Origin of the sequence: Pseudoalteromonas sp. S8-8 (assembly GCF_000497875.1) — a bacterium.
Lineage (GTDB): Bacteria > Pseudomonadota > Gammaproteobacteria > Enterobacterales > Alteromonadaceae > Pseudoalteromonas > Pseudoalteromonas arctica.
Genome location: NZ_AUTR01000026.1, coordinates 20623 through 41120 on the forward strand (window position 1 = coordinate 20623; position 20498 = coordinate 41120).

Annotated in this window: 24 protein-coding genes; 16 read left to right on the plus strand and 8 right to left on the minus strand. The window is 39.9% G+C overall.

From position 1 onward, the window contains the following. Nucleotides 1–2: 2 nt before the first annotated feature. Nucleotides 3–971 (minus strand): calcium/sodium antiporter, encoded by a 969-nt coding sequence (locus L659_RS0108110; RefSeq protein ID WP_024590194.1) that lies wholly within the window; start codon nucleotides 969–971, stop codon nucleotides 3–5. 255 nt (nucleotides 972–1226) lie between these two features. Here L659_RS0108110 and L659_RS0108115 point away from each other — a divergent pair, with 255 nt between their 5' ends. From L659_RS0108115 to murA, 7 genes are read left to right on the plus strand one after another with little or no spacing between them, the layout of a single operon-like run. After that, nucleotides 1227–2042, plus strand: coding sequence for an ATP-binding cassette domain-containing protein (locus L659_RS0108115; protein WP_081709149.1), 816 nt, complete (start codon nucleotides 1227–1229; stop codon nucleotides 2040–2042). After that, nucleotides 2042–2821, plus strand: coding sequence for a lipid asymmetry maintenance ABC transporter permease subunit MlaE (gene mlaE / locus L659_RS0108120; RefSeq protein ID WP_024590196.1), 780 nt, complete (start codon nucleotides 2042–2044; stop codon nucleotides 2819–2821). The genes L659_RS0108115 and mlaE overlap by 1 nt, the downstream gene beginning before the upstream one ends. A gap of 13 nt (nucleotides 2822–2834) precedes the next feature. After that, a complete protein-coding gene (gene mlaD, locus L659_RS0108125; protein ID WP_024590197.1) occupies nucleotides 2835–3383 on the plus strand; it encodes an outer membrane lipid asymmetry maintenance protein MlaD in 549 nt (182 codons plus the stop codon). Between the two features lie 5 nt (nucleotides 3384–3388). Beyond that, entirely contained in the window at nucleotides 3389–4069 is a 681-nt protein-coding gene (locus L659_RS0108130) for an MlaC/ttg2D family ABC transporter substrate-binding protein (protein ID WP_007580315.1), read from the plus strand. Continuing rightward, on the plus strand, nucleotides 4062–4355 hold the full coding sequence (locus L659_RS0108135; RefSeq protein WP_010554274.1) for an STAS domain-containing protein: 294 nt from the start codon (nucleotides 4062–4064) through the stop codon (nucleotides 4353–4355). The genes L659_RS0108130 and L659_RS0108135 overlap by 8 nt, the downstream gene beginning before the upstream one ends. Before the next feature lie 5 nt (nucleotides 4356–4360). Next, nucleotides 4361–4618, plus strand: coding sequence for a BolA family protein (locus tag L659_RS0108140; RefSeq protein WP_024590198.1), 258 nt, complete (start codon nucleotides 4361–4363; stop codon nucleotides 4616–4618). Between the two features lie 13 nt (nucleotides 4619–4631). Further along, entirely contained in the window at nucleotides 4632–5891 is a 1260-nt protein-coding gene (gene murA / locus L659_RS0108145) for a UDP-N-acetylglucosamine 1-carboxyvinyltransferase (protein ID WP_007580318.1), read from the plus strand. Nucleotides 5892–5991: 100 nt separating this feature from the next. Here the strand turns inward: murA and L659_RS0108150 are convergent, their stop codons facing one another. The 3 genes from L659_RS0108150 to L659_RS0108160 all read right to left on the minus strand — a co-directional run bounded on the left by L659_RS0108150 (nucleotide 5992) and on the right by L659_RS0108160 (nucleotide 9104). Then, the gene (locus L659_RS0108150) at nucleotides 5992–7074 is read right to left on the minus strand and encodes a trypsin-like peptidase domain-containing protein (protein WP_024590199.1); all 1083 of its coding nucleotides are present in this window, start codon (nucleotides 7072–7074) and stop codon (nucleotides 5992–5994) included. 102 nt (nucleotides 7075–7176) lie between these two features. Next, complete coding sequence (locus tag L659_RS0108155) at nucleotides 7177–8529, minus strand: Do family serine endopeptidase (protein ID WP_010554276.1); 1353 nt, start codon at nucleotides 8527–8529, stop codon at nucleotides 7177–7179. Between the two features lie 131 nt (nucleotides 8530–8660). Further along, nucleotides 8661–9104: a YhcB family protein gene (locus L659_RS0108160; protein WP_007580324.1), complete on the minus strand. Its 444-nt coding sequence runs from the start codon at nucleotides 9102–9104 to the stop codon at nucleotides 8661–8663. 134 nt (nucleotides 9105–9238) lie between these two features. Here L659_RS0108160 and zapE point away from each other — a divergent pair, with 134 nt between their 5' ends. The 8 genes from zapE to L659_RS0108205 all read left to right on the plus strand — a co-directional run bounded on the left by zapE (nucleotide 9239) and on the right by L659_RS0108205 (nucleotide 15768). Next, nucleotides 9239–10327, plus strand: a complete 1089-nt coding sequence (gene zapE, locus L659_RS0108165; RefSeq protein ID WP_010554277.1) for a cell division protein ZapE — start codon at nucleotides 9239–9241, stop codon at nucleotides 10325–10327. 284 nt (nucleotides 10328–10611) lie between these two features. Next, nucleotides 10612–11040: a 50S ribosomal protein L13 gene (rplM, locus tag L659_RS0108170; protein WP_007378318.1), complete on the plus strand. Its 429-nt coding sequence runs from the start codon at nucleotides 10612–10614 to the stop codon at nucleotides 11038–11040. A gap of 8 nt (nucleotides 11041–11048) precedes the next feature. Next, a complete protein-coding gene (gene rpsI, locus L659_RS0108175; RefSeq protein WP_024590200.1) occupies nucleotides 11049–11441 on the plus strand; it encodes a 30S ribosomal protein S9 in 393 nt (130 codons plus the stop codon). Nucleotides 11442–12022: 581 nt separating this feature from the next. Beyond that, a complete protein-coding gene (petA, locus tag L659_RS0108185) occupies nucleotides 12023–12613 on the plus strand; it encodes a ubiquinol-cytochrome c reductase iron-sulfur subunit (RefSeq protein WP_007580333.1) in 591 nt (196 codons plus the stop codon). Next, a complete protein-coding gene (locus tag L659_RS0108190; RefSeq protein ID WP_007580335.1) occupies nucleotides 12613–13878 on the plus strand; it encodes a cytochrome b in 1266 nt (421 codons plus the stop codon). The genes petA and L659_RS0108190 overlap by 1 nt, the downstream gene beginning before the upstream one ends. Beyond that, on the plus strand, nucleotides 13875–14624 hold the full coding sequence (locus L659_RS0108195) for a cytochrome c1 (RefSeq protein ID WP_007580337.1): 750 nt from the start codon (nucleotides 13875–13877) through the stop codon (nucleotides 14622–14624). Before L659_RS0108190 ends, L659_RS0108195 begins: the two co-directional genes overlap by 4 nt. Nucleotides 14625–14704: 80 nt before the next feature. Continuing rightward, nucleotides 14705–15331 (plus strand): stringent starvation protein SspA, encoded by a 627-nt coding sequence (gene sspA / locus L659_RS0108200; protein WP_002957965.1) that lies wholly within the window; start codon nucleotides 14705–14707, stop codon nucleotides 15329–15331. Continuing rightward, on the plus strand, nucleotides 15331–15768 hold the full coding sequence (locus L659_RS0108205; protein ID WP_007580339.1) for a ClpXP protease specificity-enhancing factor: 438 nt from the start codon (nucleotides 15331–15333) through the stop codon (nucleotides 15766–15768). The genes sspA and L659_RS0108205 overlap by 1 nt, the downstream gene beginning before the upstream one ends. A gap of 220 nt (nucleotides 15769–15988) precedes the next feature. Here L659_RS0108205 and dolP read toward each other — a convergent pair whose 3' ends face one another. From dolP to L659_RS0108225, 4 genes are read right to left on the minus strand one after another with little or no spacing between them, the layout of a single operon-like run. Then, entirely contained in the window at nucleotides 15989–16555 is a 567-nt protein-coding gene (gene dolP, locus L659_RS0108210; protein ID WP_024590201.1) for a division/outer membrane stress-associated lipid-binding lipoprotein, read from the minus strand. After that, nucleotides 16548–17141: an SIS domain-containing protein gene (locus L659_RS0108215; protein WP_002957968.1), complete on the minus strand. Its 594-nt coding sequence runs from the start codon at nucleotides 17139–17141 to the stop codon at nucleotides 16548–16550. The genes dolP and L659_RS0108215 overlap by 8 nt, the downstream gene beginning before the upstream one ends. Nucleotides 17142–17173: 32 nt before the next feature. After that, a complete protein-coding gene (locus L659_RS0108220; RefSeq protein WP_010554278.1) occupies nucleotides 17174–17545 on the minus strand; it encodes a YraN family protein in 372 nt (123 codons plus the stop codon). 19 nt (nucleotides 17546–17564) lie between these two features. Then, nucleotides 17565–19442, minus strand: coding sequence for a penicillin-binding protein activator (locus tag L659_RS0108225; RefSeq protein ID WP_024590202.1), 1878 nt, complete (start codon nucleotides 19440–19442; stop codon nucleotides 17565–17567). A gap of 61 nt (nucleotides 19443–19503) precedes the next feature. Here L659_RS0108225 and rsmI point away from each other — a divergent pair, with 61 nt between their 5' ends. Continuing rightward, nucleotides 19504–20361, plus strand: a complete 858-nt coding sequence (gene rsmI, locus L659_RS0108230; protein WP_010554279.1) for a 16S rRNA (cytidine(1402)-2'-O)-methyltransferase — start codon at nucleotides 19504–19506, stop codon at nucleotides 20359–20361. The last annotated feature ends 137 nt before the right edge of the window (nucleotides 20362–20498 follow it).

A 20498-nucleotide genomic window follows, 5' to 3' on the forward strand; every position in this document is an offset into this window, starting at 1 on the left:
ATTTACCCTACTTGACTAAAAATATACCCTTGGTAACCCAAAAACGCTATTAGCAATAAGCCGCCTTCTACTCTATTGATACGTTGGGTACCTCTAAAGTTCAATGACATAATAATAAGAGCAAGTGTTGCAGCAATCATAATTAATACGTCTCGGCTTACTAATGATGGATCAATGGCAGAAGGGTTAATAATACCGGCAAGTGGTAATACCGCTAGAATATTAAATATGTTTGAGCCAACAATATTACCTAGTGCTAAATCATCTTCATTTTTAAGTACACCTGCAACCGAAGCGGCAAGTTCAGGCAAACTAGTACCGATGGCAATAATTGTTAAGCCAATGACTAAGTCGCTTAAGCCGAAGTATTTAGCAATATCGACAGCCGAACCTATTAAAAAATGAGAACTAACAGGTAGGAGTATCATGCCGACAACTAACCAAAATACCGCTTTTTTCGTAGGTACATCGTTAGGGACGTCGTCGCAGGCTTCTGACACAAATGGATCATCTTGGTTTTTTGCACGCATAGATACAATAATTAACCCACCGATGAATACGATAAAGCCAACCAAAAGTGCAACACCTTCATTAAATGAAAAGTAGTTATCTGAGAACACATACCAAGTAACTAAAGACACGAGCATTACCAATGGCATTTCGCGTTTTAATGTACTTGATGAAACTGAAAGAGGGCGAAATAAAGCTGTGATACCTAACACAAGTAAAATGTTTGTAATGTTAGAGCCAACAGCATTACCAACGGCTGTGTCGGTTTTGTTAGCTAAAGCAGCAGAGGCTGAAACCATCATTTCGGGCGCTGAAGAGCCCATAGCTACCACGGTTAAACCAACAATAAGTGTAGGTACACCAAAGTTTTTAGCAAGAGCCGCAGCGCCATAAACAAACCTGTCTGCACTCCAAACAAGAGCTGCAAAACCAAGAATTAAAATAACAAACGAGGTAACCATTGTGTTAAGCCAGTTATACAAAATACGGATGGCGCGAATAGTAACAAAAGCCAAGATGAAAGTATAAATAAAAGAGTAAGGTCAACTACGTAACAATGCTGCTTTTAAACAGCTAATTTAAAAATTTAAGCCGGGGTTAAGCTGTTTTGAGCGAGTCTTATAATCCTTTTCATGGGTGTATTACAAAATCTTACGAATTGTTTTTTCCATCTTTGACAAAAAAGCTTTAAAATAGGTGCACTAGTGAACATTTTTATGGAGAGCGACTTGTCGCAATCAATAGTAGAAGTCAAGGATGTTAGCTTTTCGAGAGGCAATAGAATCATATATAAAAATATGAGTTTTAGCGTTCCTAAAGGTAAAATTACTGCGATCATGGGGCCAAGCGGAATTGGCAAAACCACTATGTTGCGTTTAATTGGTGGTCAGCTTAAACCAGATTCAGGTGATATTTTATTTGAAGGTGGCAGCATTCCTAAAATGTCTCGTAAAGAGTTATACGAAGCACGTACTAAAATGAGTATGCTTTTTCAAAGTGGTGCGTTGTTTACTGATATGTCGGTATTTGACAATATCGCATTTCCTATAAGAGAGCACACAAAGCTAAGCGAAGACCTTATCCGATTAGTTGTGTTAATGAAGCTGCAAGCAGTAGGGCTACGTGGCGCTAAAGATTTAATGCCCTCTGAGTTGTCCGGCGGTATGGCAAGGCGTGCTGCACTTGCGCGCGCTATAGCACTTGATCCAGAGCTAATCATGTACGATGAGCCATTTGCAGGACAAGATCCTATTTCGATGGGCGTATTGGTTAAGCTAATTAAGTCGCTTAATGAGGTATTGGGTTTATCGTCTTTAATCGTGACGCACGATGTGACGGAGGTAATGAGTATTGCCGAGCACGTTATAATTATCGCCGATCAAGGGGTAATTGGTTGTGGTACTCCTGATGAAATGCGTAATCATGAATCCCCTTTAGTTCAACAGTTTTTAAAAGGCTTGTCGGATGGTCCAGTACCATTTCATTTTCCGGCTCAAGCTTATGCAGACGAACTACTTGGAGAAAAAGCATAATGCTGGATTTATTTCAAAAGCTAGGGCATAAAACGCTAGGACGCTTTGCGGCTCTTGGCCGTTCGGCTTTTATGCTGTTTAGTGCATTAGTGCATGTTCCTAATTTTAAAAAAGGCACACCGTTACTTGTTCGCCAGCTTTATATGGTGGGTTCGCAATCGTTACTCATTATTATGGTGTCGGGTTTGTTTATCGGCATGGTATTGGCTTTACAAGGTTACACCGTATTAGTTGGTTATGGCGCTGAGGATAGCTTAGGGCCGTTAGTGGCACTGAGTTTATTGCGAGAACTGGGCCCGGTTGTTACTGCATTACTATTTGCAGGACGCGCAGGTAGCGCATTGACTGCTGAAATTGGCTTAATGAAAGCAACAGAGCAACTTTCATCACTTGAGATGATGGCAATCGATCCGCTAAAACGTATTATTGCACCACGCTTTTGGGCGGGTTTTATAAGCATGCCATTGCTTGCATTGATATTTTCAGCCGTAGCAATCATAGGCGCTCATTTAGTAGGTGTAGATTGGCTGGGGGTTGATACAGGTAGTTTTTGGTCAATCATGCAATCACAAGTGTCGTTTCAGCAAGACATACTAAACGGTATTATTAAGAGTTTTGTATTTGCCATAGTGGTGACCTGGATTGCGCTTTATAAAGGATATGACTGTGTGCCGACCTCAGAAGGGATCAGCAAAGCAACCACCGAAACGGTTGTTCATTCGTCATTAGCAGTGTTAGGTTTTGACTTTATTTTGACAGCGGTAATGTTTACCAGCTAATAGGGTATAGATAATGAATTCACGGAAATTAGAAATTTTAGTTGGTTTTTTTGTAGCACTTGGCATTTTAGCTTTTGCGATGCTAGCACTTAAAGTCGCCAATTCAGGTATTAGTGGCTCGGGTGAAACATATACGCTTAATGCCAAGTTTGAAAATATTGGCTCATTAAAAGCACGTGCACCAGTAAAAGTAGGCGGTGTTGTAATTGGGCGTGTTGAATCAATTTATGTTCACCCACAAGAATTTTTACCAGTCGTTAATATGACTATTGATGCACAGTACTTATGTCGTTTTTCAGACACAAGCTCAATTTCTATTTTAACGTCGGGTATTTTAGGTGAGCAGTACTTAGGTATTCACCCTGTAATTTCTCCAGATTCTGCTAAGCAACGTTGTTTAGGCGAAACAGTGACTGAAAACAAGCAAGACGAAGCAATTGACGACTTATTTGGCATAGAAAGCAAAGCACTAGGTGATGGCGATTCAATCACTGATACTAAGTCTGCTATTGTACTTGAAGAATTAATCGGGCAGTTTTTATTCAACCAAGGTAGTGAGTAATTATTATGTTGAAAAAGTTTTTAGCTATTGTAGCAATTGGCACAATGACGCTAACTCAAAGCGTAAGTGCAGCAGATGTGAAATTAATCGATCCAAATAAAATGGTACGCCAAGTTGCCGATAATACATTCGCACGTATTAAAAAAGATCAGCCATTAATTGTTAAAAATCAAGAGCATCTTCGCGTAATCGTTGAAGAAGAATTAATGCCTTATATCGACTACAAATATGCAGCACTTCGCGTACTAGGTAGTGAAGTATCTAAAGTACGTGCAATTACCGACGAAGCTGAAAAAGCCAAAGCAATTAAAGAAATTCAACGCTTTATTGGTGTGTTTAGAGAGTATTTAGTTGCTACTTATGCAGGTGTATTCACTCAATATACAAACCAGAAAGTTGAGTTTGGTGCAGAACAAGCATTTAAAGGCAAAGATGTCGTTGTCGTTAAAACTAAAATTATTGAAGATGGTAAACCTGATATCAGAATCGATTTTAAAGTACGCGAAGACCGTGACGGTGAATGGCGCGCGTACGATATGATTGCTGAAGGTATTAGTTTACTAGATGCAAAACAAAGTGAGCTACAAGGTATTTTGCGTCAGCAAGGTATTGATAATGTAAGTAACCTTTTAGAGCAAAAGAGTCAGCTACCAGTTCAGTTTAGAGGCAGTAACTCGAATGACTAAATTGGCAATAAGCCAAGTTGATGGGCAACATTTTCGAGTAAACGGTGAGCTTACTCGAAATTCAATTGGCGATGAACAGCTTCTGAACAACAAGCTATTAACCAAGCATAAAATCATCTATTTCGACCTAAGTGGTGTATCTAGGGTTGACACAGCGGGCTTAGCTTGGTTAATTCACTCTTTTGCAGAATTAAAGCAGCAAGGCATTCGCCTTGAGTTGCAAAACCTACCTGAGCAATTGCAAAATTTAATGCAATTGGGTCAGGTTACAACCCTATTTGAGTGAGAGTTATGGAAACTAGCCAAGTCGAAACATTATTACGCGAAGAACTTCAATTAGCTGAAGTACATGTAAAAGCCAATGGTAGTCATTATGAAGTTGTTGCAGTAGGTGAATGCTTTGACGGTTTAAGCCAAGTTAAAAAGCAGCAGCTAGTTTATGGCCCATTAATGAATACAATTTCAGATGGCACAATTCACGCAGTATCTATTCGTGCATTTACTCCTGTAGAGTGGAAGCGTGAACAAAAATTTATTTTACCGCAATAAATAGGGCCTCTTAATGGATCAATTTGTAATTCAAGGTGGTACTTCACTTGCTGGTGAAGTGACTATTTCTGGCGCTAAAAATGCCGCACTTCCTATTTTGTTTGCTTCATTATTAGCTGATGGAAAAAGTACATTTACTAATGTACCGCGCCTTCGCGATATAGTGACCACTGAAGCCTTATTAAAAACTCTAGGCGCTGATGTTAATTGGCACGGCGATACGCTAGTGATTGACGGCGCAACGGTTAATAAAACATTAGCGCCATACGACTTAGTTAAGCAAATGCGTGCTTCAGTACTTGCATTAGGCCCTTTAGTTGCTCGTTTTGGTGAAGCTCAAGTGTCTTTACCTGGTGGGTGTGCTATTGGTGCTCGCCCTGTTGATATACATATTCAAGGTTTGGAGCGCATGGGCGCACAAATAAACGTTGAAAATGGTTATATTAATGCCAAGGTAAACGGTCGCTTAAAAGGCGCTGAAATCTTTATGGAAATGGTAAGCGTAGGCGCTACCGAAAATCTATTGATGGCAGCAGCCCTCGCTGATGGTAAAACCATACTTGATAATGCTGCACGCGAGCCCGAAATAATTGATTTAGCTAACTGCTTAATTGCTATGGGCGCTAAAATTACGGGTGCAGGCACTAGCCGCATTGAAGTTGAAGGCGTTGAGCGTTTAGCAGGATGCGAGCACAGCATTTTACCAGACAGAATAGAAACAGGTACATTTTTAGTCGCTGCAGCAATGGCAGGCGGTGAAGTACTTTGTAAAAACACTGACTTTCATTCTCTTGAGCCTGTGATTGAAAAGTTACGCGCAACAAATGCACATCTAGAAGTGCATAACGACAGTATTTATCTTGATATGCGCGGCCGAGAACTGAGAGCCGTGAATATTAAAACAGCTCCACACCCAGGTTTTCCTACGGATATGCAAGCTCAGTTTACAGCATTAAATGTAGTAGCAAATGGTAGTGCAACGATTACGGAAACAATTTTTGAAAACCGTTTTATGCATGTACCTGAGTTGCAGCGTATGGGCGCTAATATTCGTTTAGAAGGGCATACCGCAATTTGTGGTGAGACTGAGAGCCTAACGGGCGCGCAAGTGATGGCAACCGACCTACGCGCTTCAGCTAGCTTAATCTTAACGGGTATAGTGGCACAGGGTGAAACGGTTGTTGACCGTATTTATCACGTTGATAGAGGTTATCAGCGCATTGAAGATAAGCTAAGTGCGTTGGGTGCAAATATTAAACGTCGAAGTAGTTAAGTAGATATTTAACTAGCTAAGCTATTTTAAAAAGGTCGGATACGCAAATTGCTATCCGACCTTTTTATTGACGATTTATGGAAGTTGGTATTATTTTTTATTAAAGCTTTGTTTCAAGCTCAGCTACCACCACCATGATTTTTTCTATTTTACCATTCCGGTAAAGCTCAAATTCTATTTCTTTACCTGGTTCTGTATTACCTATTTCTTCCAGCACTTTTTGTGGATTTGCTACCGAAAGCCCTGCAATTTTAATAACAATATCTTGCTCTTCAATACCCGCTTGCCATGCTGGTCCCAAAGGGTCTAAATTAGTAATACGCATGCCAGTAACAGGGGTCAGACTGTCGTTTACTTCCTTGCCGGTACTATCTACTGCTGTGCCTTCAAAGCCTAAATAGCCGCGCACAACACGACCATGACGAATGAGCTTACCCATTACTTTTTTAGCAAGTGAGTAAGGAACCGCAAAGAATATTCCTTGAATATTCAAGTTCTCACGCGTTTTAAACTGCGCAGAAGTAATGCCGACTAAATCACCATTGGAGTTAACTAATGCGCCGCCAGAGTTGCCCACATTAATAGCCGCATCCATTTGCAATAAGTTATTGTACGGACTGTCTGTAATTTTTTGCTTACCCGTTGCGCTAATAATGCCTTGCGTGATTGTTTGGCCTAAATTAAGCGGGTTACCTATGGCAAGTACAACATCGCCTACATTGGATACATAGCTATCATTTACAGGAATTACCGGGAGGTGATCTGCATTGATTTTAAGTAAGGCTAGATCAGTAATAGTATCAAAACCAATTAGCTGTACATCAAAAAAGCGTCTGCCATCGGTTAGAATAACCATAATTTGATCTGCATTATTAACAACATGGTAGTTGGTAAGAATGTAACCGTCTTGCGACATGATGACGCCAGAGCCTAGCTCTTGTACCGTGTTTTTTCTTTTATAACGAGGTTCTTTGGAAATACTTTCTGAAAAAATAGTAACCACAGAAGGAGCTGCTCGTTTAACTGCATCAGAAAAACTCAGGTGACTCGAACTCATTGCGCTTGGTAGGGGAACATTTGGAAGTAAAGCAGCTCGCATATTAGGGCTGAAAAAAACCACTAAAAAAGCAATACTTAGGCCTGCAAATAAAGGGGGAAGAATAAATTTTATTAGTTTCAGCACGATTTTCTTATTATGTAAGTGAGCAATCTCTTTATGATGACATAAAAAAAATAACAGCGGCAAGTGCCACTGTTATTTTTATTACATTAATAGTGCTATTTATTACTGAATTAAAATAAATATAGACTCACGACCACGTTGCACGCCAAGTACTATATTACCTTTTGTACTGTCGATGATTTTATTCATGTCGCGAATCGTTTCAACTCGTTGACGATTCACTTGCATAATAATATCGCCTTCTTCAAGGCCAACACGGGCAGACGGTGAGCGAGGATCTACAGAAGTAACCTCAACACCTTTATTACTGTTTTTTTGTACATTTTCAAGTGTCGCACCTTGGAATGCAGGATGCAGCTCTTCACCGGTCGCTGTAACACCTGATGCACCATCAAGAGTTACTTTCACTGTTTTAATTTTACCATCGCGGTAAATGCCTAGTTTTATCTCACGGCCTTCACCTAGCGTAGCAATTTTACTACGTAGTTCATGAAAGCCACTAATGTCGCCACCGTTTATGCTAACGATAACGTCACCAGCTTCAATTCCAGCCTTACTTGCGGCAGTGTCGTCCATTACTTGCATTACATAAGCACCTTGTTTGACATCAAGTTGCTGTGCTTTTGCAAGTCCAGCATCAAGTGGACGACCAGAAATGCCTAACGAGCCTCGACGTACTTCACCATGTTCAATAATTTGATCGACTAGATTTTTCATCATGTTAGATGGAATCGCAAAACCAATACCCACGTTGCCGCCAGAAGCACCTAAAATAGCGGTATTAATACCAATCAACTCACCATTGAGGTTAACTAAGGCACCGCCAGAATTACCTTGGTTAATGGCTGCGTCGGTTTGAATGAAATCTTCGTAGCCCTCAATGTTTAAACCACTTCGACCAAGAGCACTAACAATACCTGATGTAACTGTGTGGCTAAGACCAAATGGGTTACCAATAGCGACAGCAAAGTCACCCACTCGTAAATTATCTGAGTTAGCGAGTTTGATTTCAGTTAAGTCATCAGCGTCTATTTGTAAAAGAGCGATGTCTGATTCTGTGTCAGTACCAATTTTAGTAGCTTCAAATTCACGGCCATCTTCGAGAGTAACTACCATTTTTTCGGCGTCTTGGATTACGTGGTTATTAGTCACTACATAGCCCTCATCAGCATCAATAATGACCCCAGAACCTAATCCACTAAATTGGCGTTTTTGACTGCGAGGCTGTTGCTGTCCAAAAAAATATTCGAGAGGATCTGCACGGCGGCGTACTTCTTTAGAGCCTGAAACTTGGATACTTACAACACCAGGAGATATTTTCTCTAGCATGGGGGCAAGAGTGGGTAGTTGTTGACCATTTACTGCAATTGGCATTTTTGCATAAGACGCTACAGGGCTCATTAATAAGCTTGTAGATAGAATAGCTGCGCTGATAAGTGATAATTTCATTTTCATAGTCAGGGGTAACTCCACTTAAGATAAAGCAAAAACAAAAAGGGCTACTTTAAAAGCAGCCCTTTTTGGTTTATTAAGATAAAACAACAAAGCTGTTATATCTAAAGACTATGGGGTCTAAAAAAAGTTCATCAAGATACTTTAGAATGTTCTGAAACTTTATTTTGACCAGCAAATAAACCTGATTCACCCGATACATAATCAGCTGGTTGCGCTGCGGCTGAAGAACGATCTGAACGACGTTCTTTTAAAGACGCTTGTAGTTGTTCTGTTGTTTCTTTAGAAAAATAAGGTTCTGCTGGTGCTTTATTTCTATCTTCTAAAAGAAGTTGGTTTGTTTCTTCAACGTGACTAAGCAGTTGGTCATAGTTTTCTTTCATTTTATTTACGAGCTTGCCAGTATTCGCTAAATGATCAGCGACATCTTGACGATACTGCTCTAACGCGTTTTCAGCTTGCTCTGCCTGCTCTTTTAATTCATCTTGTTTGAATTGTTTTTTAGTAACAAATGCGCCAATAAAAAATGCTACAACAGCAGCAATAACAATTAAACCTACCCACATAACTGTGCCCATAAAAACTACCCCTTTGGGAAAATAACTAACGAATGCCGATTCAATTATAAATCATACTAAGTGTAATATACCCCGAGTTATGATGCGTGTTAATATGCTTTGCAAATTAAACTGTGTTTTAACTGTAAATAGATATGACTCCTTGGCAAACATACCAACAAGACTTAAAGCGAGATGACTTTGTACACGACGCAGCACAAGAAAATGCTGTGCGCCATTTACAACGTCTATACGATGACCTAACTCAGGCAAAGCCAAAACAAAAAGGTTTTTTTGCTAAGTTATTTAGTAAAGATGAACCTGCGCCTATAAAAGGTTTGTACTTTTGGGGTGGAGTAGGGCGTGGTAAAACTTATTTAGTTGACACTTTTTACGAATCACTACCGGGCACACGTAAAATGCGCGTGCACTTTCATCGATTTATGCACCGAGTGCATAATGAGCTTAAAAAACTAAACAATACGGCTAATCCATTAGAAAAAATAGCCGACACTTTCAAAGCAGAAACAGACATAATTTGTTTTGATGAGTTTTTTGTTCAAGACATTACCGATGCTATGTTGCTAGGTGGCTTAATGGAAGCGCTATTTGCACGGGGTATAGTACTTGTTGCTACATCTAATATAGTGCCTGATGAGCTTTACAGAAATGGCTTGCAGCGTGCCCGCTTTGTCCCTGCTATAGAACTGGTTAAGCTCAATACAGAAATAGTTAATGTAGACTCAGGTATTGATTATCGGTTGCGTACCTTAGAGCAAGCCGAAATTTTTCATAGTCCGTTAGATAAAGAAGCGGATAAAAACCTATTTGAATACTTCGATAAGCTATCGTCAGAGCCTGGACAATTAGATGAGCCGATAGAGATAGAAGGTCGTTTAATCAAAACGCGAAAAGTAGCTAAATGCGTGGTGATGTTTGAGTTTAGTGAATTATGCGAAACAGCGCGTAGTCAGGTTGATTACATGGAGATTAGTCGCTTATATAATACGGTGATTATTTCTAACGTAAAACAGCTTGGGCAAACTAATGATGATGCCGCTAGACGCTTTATTGCTTTAGTGGATGAATTTTACGAGCGCCATGTAACTTTAATTATATCGGCTGAAAAACCTATTACCGAACTTTATACCCAAGGTAACTTAAACTTTGAATTTAAGCGCTGTATAAGCCGTTTGCAAGAAATGCAGTCTCTAGAGTATTTAGCTAGAGAGCATTTGGTTTAAATAAGTAGGTAAAAGTGTAATAGGTAGCCATTAAAAATAAGAGGTGCATATATAGTACTTCTTATTTCTAAAATTTCTTGTGGAAAAAACAACCGGCGAGTAGCAATGTGTTTTAAGTGCTGGTATACTCCCGCGTCTGCCACGTTGCGTTCTATGCCCTCATATAGTCTAGCCACTTGTGAGCGGCGCAAAAGTCTAAAACTCGAAGGGGTTATAGCAAACTTAGAGCAGTAGTTAATATTAACTACTTGTGGTTTTAATTGAAAAACATTGGATTTTTATAAATGAAAACGTTTGTTGCTAAACCAGAAACAGTAAAACGTGACTGGTACGTAGTTGACGCTGAAGGTAAAACTTTAGGTCGCATCGCTACTGAAATCGCTCATCGCTTACGCGGTAAGCATAAAGTTGAATATACACCGCACGTAGATACTGGTGATTATATCATCGTTATCAACGCTGAAAAAGTTACTGTAACTGGTAACAAATTCAAAAACAAAGTGTACTATTCACACTCTGGTTTTCCAGGTGGTCTTAAGTCTACTACTTTTGATAAACTTCAAGCTGCAAAGCCTGAAATGATCATCGAGAAGGCTGTTAAGGGCATGTTGCCACGTGGTCCTTTAGGCCGCGCTATGTACCGTAAACTTAAAGTTTACACAGGTACTGAGCACAACCATGCTGCACAACAGCCTCAGGTTCTAGACATTTAAGGAGCACCATCATGGCAAATCAATACTACGGTACAGGTCGTCGTAAAAGTTCAAGTGCTCGCGTATTCTTACGCCCAGGCACTGGTAACATCGTAATCAACAAACGCTCTCTAGAAGAGTATTTTGGTCGCGAAACAGCACGCATGGTTGTTCATCAAGCTCTTGAGCTAGTTGATATGACTGAAAAATTTGACCTTTACATCACCGTTTCTGGTGGTGGTACAACTGGTCAAGCTGGTGCTATCCGTCATGGTATCACTCGTGCACTTATGGAGTTTGACGAATCATTACGTTCACAACTTCGTAAAGCAGGTTTTGTTACACGTGATGCACGTAAAGTTGAACGTAAGAAAGTGGGTCTTAAGAAAGCGCGTAAGCGTCCACAGTTCTCAAAACGTTAATCTATACGTTATCAAGAATTCAAAAACCCAGCTTATGCTGGGTTTTTTGTTTTCAAATCAAAATGTTTACATTTGCAACTTAATATAAAGTTATTTATATCGACGGTGATACTGGGTGATTGCAGCAATTAATGATGATCAAATTGATTAATAACTGCGTATTAATCAAACGAAAGTTAAAAAACACTCAGATAGCTGCAAAAAAGTTAAATAATTATCGTAATTAGTTTAAATCCATCAGTTAATTGGTGGAATTTTTTGCTACAATTGGCATTGAAGTAAAATGAGTGAGTTTAACCGCACTATGTACAGTTTTTTACTGTTTCCTCTTAGTGGTGTTGATCTTGGTCAGTATATTGTTTTTACAGAAGCGTTATTATAGTCGTTCGGCTTTATTCTCGAGCTTACTTAATCAAATTTTGATCAAGTTAGTTTTATTCGAGCATAGGGCTTTGAATAACCTTGTTTTAATCAAGGGTTTTAATTATGATCGCTTCTATTTTAAAAATTCGAATAATTAACCTGCTGTAACTGATGTTCTCAATATAGCAAGTGTTGAGAATCATAGTGGAGATAAGTGGATGAGCAATGCGCCTGTAGACAATGGCCGACGTCGCTTTTTAACCATAGCTACCTCTGTTGTAGGTGGTGTTGGTGCGGCTGGGGCTGCTGTTCCTTTTATTGCGTCTTGGAATCCAAGTGAGCGAGCTAAATCTGCGGGTGCGCCTGTAGAAGTAGATATCAGCAAACTTGAACCGGGACAATTAATACGTGTCGAGTGGCGTGGTAAACCTGTATGGGTTGTATCACGGACCCCAAAAATGCTTGAGCAAATGAAAGAACATGAAGGTCAACTTCGTGATCCGCATTCGCAAGAGCCACAACAATTAGAATCATCAACAAATGATTACCGTTCATTACGTCCAGAAATCTTTCTGGCTGTAGGTATTTGTACGCATTTAGGGTGTTCACCTGGCTTTTTCCAAGGTAACTTTAGTGAGAAAGTTGAAGGAACCGATGATGGCTTCTATTGCCCATGTCATGGTTCTAAATTTGATATGGCTGGCCGTGTATTTCAATCGGTACCTGCTCCATTAAACTTAGAGATACCACCTTATACTTTTCTTGATGAGACCACTATTTTAGTGGGCGAAGAAAAAGGGGCAGCCTAATGTTTGGTAAGATTATTGGTTGGATAGACGACCGTATCCCAATGACACGTGTTTGGAACATGCATATTGCACAGTATCCAGCACCTAAAAACTTTAACTTCTGGTACTTTTTTGGCTCATTAGCCATGTTGGTACTAGTAAACCAAATCCTAACAGGTATTTGGTTAACGATGAACTTTGTTCCGTCTTCTGAAGGCGCATTCGCTTCAGTAGAATACATCATGCGTGATGTAGAATATGGCTGGTTATTACGTTACTTGCACTCAACCGGTGCATCAGCGTTTTTCATCGTTGTATATATGCATATGTTCCGTGGCATGATCTACGGTTCTTATCAAAAACCACGTGAATTACTGTGGTTGTTTGGTATGTTTATTTTCTTAGCATTAATGGCTGAAGCATTCATGGGGTATTTATTACCATGGGGGCAAATGTCGTTTTGGGGTGCACAGGTAATCATCTCCTTATTCGGGGCTATTCCGGTTATTGGTGATGACTTAACACTTTGGATCCGTGGTGACTATGTAATATCAGGTGCAACGCTTAACCGCTTCTTTGCATTACATGTAATTGCACTACCACTGGTTATTGTAATCTTAGTTTTCTTACACATTGTTGCTCTACACGAAGTGGGTTCAAATAACCCTGAAGGTATTGAGATTAAACGTAAGAAAGGCTCAGTAGCTGAAGAAGATAAGCCTAAATTTAAATTTCATGAGTATTACACTGACAAAAAAGATATTGTTGATGCGATACCGTTCCACCCTTACTACACAGTTAAAGATATTGTGGGTGTGGTTGGTTTCTTAATATTGTTCTGTTGGGTTGTTTTCTTTATGCCAGCGATGAATGGCTTCTTTTTAGAAGGTCCAAACTTCGAGGCAGCTAACCCACTTAAAACACCTGAGCATATTTTCCCGGTTTGGTACTTTACGCCATTCTATGCAATCTTACGTGCAATCCCTGATAAGTTAATCGGTGTTGCGGCGATGGGTGCATCGATTGTGGTACTTGCGTTACTACCTTGGGTAGACCGTGGTAGAGTTAAATCGGTTCGTTACCGTTGTGGTTTCCATAAATGGAACATTGCAGGTTTTGTTGTAACTTTCGTTCTTCTAGGTTGGGTGGGTGCAACTCCACAAACTGATATGAAAACGATTATTTCTCAAATCTGTACTGTGACTTACTTTATGTTCTTCGTACTGTTGTTTGTATACAGTAAGAACGAAAAAACTAAGCCATTGCCAGAGAGGTTAACGAAATGATGAAGAAGCTTATTATTGGTTTATTTGCTTTATCAGTAAACTTGTTGCCGAACATGGTTATGGCAGCGGGTCCATCGGTTCCTTTAATGGAAGCGAACAACGACCTTACTGATCAACCATCTTTACAACGCGGTGCAAAGTTGTTCATGAACTACTGTCTTGGTTGTCACCAAATGCAGTATCAACGTTATGAACGTACTTTTCGTGATATCGGTATCCCAACAGAGGTTGGTTTAGAGCAGTTGATTTTTGACGGTTCTAAAGTTGGTAGTCATATTACTAACGCGATTACAAAAGACGATGCAGCAAAATGGTTTGGTGCGGCTCCGCCGGATTTAACTCTAATTGCTCGTGTAAAATCACCAGATTATATTTACACGTACTTAAAATCGTTTTATAAAGATGAATCTCGTCCGTTTGGGGTTAACAACATTGTTTTCCCATCGGTAGGTATGCCTCACGTTCTTCAAGAACTACAAGGTTTACCAACACCTATCACTAAAGAAGTACAAGAGCATGGTCACACTGTGACTAAAGTTATTGCTACTGAAACAGATGGTACGGGCGAATTAAGCATAGATGAATACGACCAAGCGGCTCGTGATTTAACAAACTTCCTTGAGTACGTGGGTGAACCTTCACGTCTTGAATCGGAAGCGCTAGGTATTAAGGTAATAGGATTTTTAATTATCCTGTTTATCTTGGCATTTATGCTTAAGAAAGAATACTGGAGAGATGTTCATTAGGTTGAACATTTTTAAAGGTAATTTTGCAATAGGGGCTTAAGCCCCTTTTGCTGTTTTAGTTATTTAATGGAGGTATAGGCATGGCCGTAGCTGCCAATAAGCGCCCTGTAATGACCCTTTTTTCTGGTGCTAACTGTATGTATAGCCACCAAGTACGTATTGTACTTGCGGAAAAAGGTGTAAGTGTAGATATTCATTTGGCTGAAAAAGATAACTTGCCAGAAGCACTTCACGAAATTAACCCTTACGGTACAGTGCCAACACTGATTGACCGTGAGCTTGGTTTATACCAGGCAAACATCATCATGGAATACCTTGATGAACGTTTTCCTCATCCTCCACTAATGCCTGTTTACCCGGTAATGCGTGGTCGTAGCCGCTTAATGATGCATCGTATTGATACTGATTGGTACAGCCTAGCTGACAAAATCAGTAACAACACGTCAGACGCTGCTCAAGCTCGTAAAGAGCTAACAGAAGCATTGCTTGCTGTAGCACCTATTTTTAGCGAAGCACCTTACTTTATGAGTGAAGAGTTTAGCTTAGTAGACTGTTATTTAGCTCCACTATTATGGCGTTTACCAGAGTTTGGTATTGAGCTTAATGGTGCAGGTTCTAAAGAGCTTAAAGAGTACATGATCCGTTTATTTGAACGTGAGTCATTCCAAGCCTCTTTAACTGAAGCTGAGCGTGAGATCCGTTTATAATGACGCCTAATCGTCCTTATTTATTACGTGCTTTTTTTGATTGGATAGTCGATAACGAGTGTACACCGCATTTAGTGGTAGACGCTGGATTTGCAAATGTACAAGTGCCAACACAATTTGTTCAAGACGGACAAATTGTTTTAAACATAAGTCCATCAGCGGTCACACAGTTTTCGTTAGACTTAACCCAACTTAGCTTCAGTGCGCGCTTTGGTGGTCAGCCAATGCAAGTGTATGTACCTCTAGGTGCTGTGCTTGCAATATACGCGCGTGAAAATGGCGAAGGAACAGTCTTTACCGCAGATGAGTTTTTAGAGGACGAAGACGATTTTGTGCCAGAGCTTGAAAGTGTTGATTCATCAGCTGAGTTTATTGATGAAACACCACCAGAAAAGCCTGAGAAGAAAAAAGGCTCTCATTTACGCGTTATTAAATAATAAGTAAATGCCAAAAAAAACCGCTGAATAAGCGGTTTTTTTATGTCTGTATTTTACTTTATACCAACCTGCATAAATCTTTGATCAATTTAACGAATTAAATTGCACTATAACGTCGTTAAAAATTTTTTATTTAGAACAACTAGATATAAAAATTTTTGCCTAGTTCTAGCGTAATTTTCTTAACGTTAAATAGACCCCATATATAAGCAGATTGGTATTACATATATTCAAATACTTTAATTACACGCTCTACGCCAGAAACATTGCGGGCAATATTTACAGCTTGAGTTGACTCAGAGTCAGATACTAAGCCCATTAAAAAAACTTCAGCATTTTCTGTCACTACTTTAATATTATTACTGCTAATGTCTTTTGCTGTTAGTAGCTGGGCTTTTACTTTAGAAGTTAGCCAAGAGTCGTGAGTTTGTGTAGTAATGCCAGTATTTGAGCCAATACGAATTTGGTTATGTATTTTACGAATACCTGAAACGCCCTCAATGGTGCGCTGCGCTTCGTTTCTCATTTCTTCGTTAGATACTTGGCCAACAAGTAAAACAATACCGTTAACGCTTACAGCGCTTATATTGGCAAACTTTTCAAGACGTTCTACTTCGCTAAGTGCAATACTGGCTTTTATTTCAATATTGTTATCGTCAATTTGAGAGCCAATAGTACGACGGTCGTTCGCTGCAGTTACTGCACTGGCTGTACCTGCAACAACAGCGGCTGCGCAGCCTTGCAGTAATACAACAGTACCTAAAACAATAAGAGAGCGTTTAAACATAATTTTCATCCTGAGGGAAAAGCGTTAAATCAACAAGTTCGCTTAAACAATGTAAGTTAACTAAATGGGATTCGATAATGCGGCTAGGGCGTTTAGATGGCGATCTAATTTCAACATCGTTAGGTCCAAGTAGGCCTACCAACTCGCCACCATCATCACCAACCATAACTATGACCTTCATATCTTTAGTTAGTGCAGCTTCAACGGCAGAAATAACATGTTTTTCGTTACCGTTTATAGCCAGTACAAGCAATAAATCACCTTGCTGGGCAAAAGCGCGGACTTGGCGAGCAAATGTATCGTGATCGTCTACTTGAGTACTTTGCCCAAGATTAACGTTTTCTTGCGATAGAGCAATTGCAGGTAAGCAGGGACGTTCGGTTTCATAATGATTAACCAATACACCCGCCATATGCTGAGCGAGCATGTGGCAATTTGCAGTACCGCAGCAAATGAGTTTATTTCCGTTGATCAGACTTTGTGCAATAGTAAATGCAGCTGACTCAAGAGCACTAGGTAGCACTTCACCAGCAGCGATTTGAACTTGAATGCTTTCTGTAAAAATTTCTTTAATTGTGTCTTGCATAGCCTACCAATAATTTATCTTTGTATTTGCGTTTAAAATACATTTTTAAGCCAATTAATATTAGGAGATGCTTCTCCTGTAATGGCTACATAATCAATTCTTAGAGCTTGGTTAGTTAAATTTTTAGCTGCTAAGTAATGATAAATACTACGTTTTAATCGAGCTTGTTTTTGTGGACTAAGCGCATAGTTGGCACCGCCACGAGCATTATTTTTGCGAAACTTAACCTCAACGAATACAAGGGTATCGCCTTCTTTCATAATGACATCAAGCTCACCAAAGGGGCAGTAATAATTACGTTCAATGGGTGTTAGCCCTTGAGTAACTAAGTATTTTTGCGCTTCAAGCTCATAATACTGGCCTTTTTCGCGACTATTGTGCCACAGCTCTTTAAACCACGACATGCCGCCCCCTTAATTAAGTTTAATTGATAGTTTGTATGTCACCCGCTGATTGCATAAACAATGGAACAGGGCGTTGTGTTTCTAATTGCACAGGCTTAATGCGACGGTTTGTATATTGAGCCCAGTCGAGCGTGCGTTCTATATGGCCGCTGGTATTAACAGATAACTTACCGCTTAAACCACTATATTGATTGCCTGGCATTACGCTTAACTGCCTGATGTCATGTAATATTGATACAGCATCGTACGCCATTGCAAATAAGCGCTGGCTAATATCTACTTGCTCTGGCCATAACGAATCATACTGCTGGCGTAAGTTATGTTGTTTAATTTGCGAATCGAGCATCCACGGCAATTCAGTGAAGTATAGGCCGTCTAAGTCGCCTTTGTCAGTACTGTCAATTTGTTTACTATGACTTTTAGAGCTGGCATAAAGTGGAATACGATCTGCAAATGTACTTACGTTTACATCGAGGTAGGGTTTAATTAAGCGTGTTTCTATTGCATCACCCAAAATATAAATAACGTCTATATCACTACGCGAACGGGTTTCGTTTTCTACTTCCTGTTTAAATAGTGCTTTAATCGTTTTTATGCGCTCTTTTGATTTATCAACTTCTAACAAGCTGTTAATTGTATTGGGCATATCTTTTTTATCGTTATAAAAACCTATTTGCGGCTTGGTTTCGCTATAGCGTTGCCACTGTAAGTTAAAGTAATCAACCAAGCGTTGGCCATTTGCGTTATTTGGTGCAAGCAACATAGGTTTTTGATAGCCCTTAGTTAAAAAGTGTTCTAAGGCTTGTTGTACTTCGTGCTCAGGGTTTAGTGCAAAGTAATAATGCTGAAGCGAAATTCGCTCACCATCAAAGGTGTTTAAATGTAGTACCGGAGTATCAATAAGAGTTTGTGCATTGGCAAGTTTATCAATATTTGCTTTAAGTAGAGGACCAATTACAAAGTCAGGCTTTATTTCTTCAAGTTGCGCTGCAATTTCTTCTGTACTTAGGTTTTCATCAATAAAAATAGTGTCGTTGATATTTTGCGTATCAAGTGCAGCTAATACGCCAGCTTTAAGGGCATCACCTAAACGTTCGTTAGGGCCCGATTGTGGAAACAGCACAACTAAGCGCTCTATATTGATAGGAGCAAGTTCAGTAAGCATTTCATCTTGTTCAGGTAATACAGTAAAAGCCGGATGCCCAATATAGCGTCTGCGCCAATTGTTGATCGCTTGATCTAACTCTACGCCACTACTTGCATATACTTGATGATATAACGCTAGGTTAGCCCACCCTTGCTGAATAACCGAACCACGGTTAAAGCGTTCAAGCGCGTAAGAAGAAAGTTGCTTTAAGTTATCCCACAAATTTTGATTAAGTTGAGGGATTTCTATATTATTTTTTGTTGCTGTTTCAGAGGCTCTAAAAAAGTAGGGTGCAGCTTTTTTAGAAAAATTTTGCGATGCGTAAATGCTGGCCGTTAAAAACTGATGCCAAGCAAAATGCTCAGGTTGAGTCAGTTGTCCGTCTAGCGACTGTAAAATAACCAAAGCTTGATCATTTTTATTCTGTTGTTTTTGTGCAAATGCAATATAAAGACGGTTCTGGATTTGATCAACACTTGCGGTTAATTCAAGCTCATTCCCAATTATCTCCAATAAAGGCCAGTTTTGCTCACTAATTGCTGCATCACGGGCGCTATACAATAACTGTATTTTATCGGCACCTTGGCGGTTTTTCGCCAATTGATAGATAGATTGCGCACTGGTTGCCTGATTTTGCAGTGCATTAGTGCGGTTACTTACGTTATCGCTGTTTTTAGTTGGTTTTTCGGTTGTGCTACACGCCGATAACCCTGACAATATAATTAATAGACTAACTAGTTTAAGTCGCACAATGATTTCCCAATACGTTAACGCGATTTGCTTATATTACTGACTGACGCAGGAGACCTCAATGTTAAATGAGGAGAATTCACAGAAAATTGGCACTCTTTACATTGTTGCCACCCCAATTGGCAATTATGACGACTTAAGTCACCGTGCCATTGCGACATTATCGCAAGTTGACTTAATAGCTGCTGAAGACACTCGCCATACCGGCAAGCTACTTAGCCACTTTGGAATTAAGGCAAAAACGTTTGCATTACACGACCACAACGAAAAGCAAAAAGCACAACAAATTATTGATCAACTTAATCAAGGTTTAAATATTGCTTTAGTATCTGACGCTGGTACACCGCTAATTAGTGATCCAGGCTACGCTGTTGTAAATTTATGTCGCGAACAAGGCGCTCATGTTACACCTGTTCCAGGTGCATGTGCTGCAATTACAGCCGTATGTTGTTCAGGTTTACCAACCGACCGCTTTCAGTTTATTGGTTTTACGCCAGCTAAAAGTAAAGCTCGCCAAGACTTTTTTACCGAAGCTGTTAACTCAGGTATTACCAGCATAATGTACGAAAGTACGCACCGTATTATGGCAAGTCTTGATGATTTAGCACTAGCCCTTGGTGATGAGCAGCAAGTTGTGTTTGCTAAAGAGCTAACCAAAACCTTTGAAACATTTTTTAATGGTAGTGTAAGTGAGCTTAAACAGTTTTTAACTGATGATCCTACCAAGCAGCGCGGCGAAATAGTGCTTATGCTTCCGGGCAAACCAAAGCAAATAGACGATGTTCCGCCTGAAGCGCGCAAAATGCTGGCACTTCTTGAAAGTGAAATGCCAATGAAAAAGGCGTGTGGTGTGGTTGCTGAATACTTTGGTATGAAGAAAAACGCTTTATATAAAACAATTATTGAAGAAAAAGAGTAAATTTTACTGCGCTTGGTATTAGCCTCATGTATACTGCGCGCCGAGTCAGCCAAGATGATCGCTGCCTGTGACGAAAATGATCAGGGGGAGGAAAGTCCGGGCTCCATAGGGCAGAGTGCCAGCTAACGGCTGGGGGG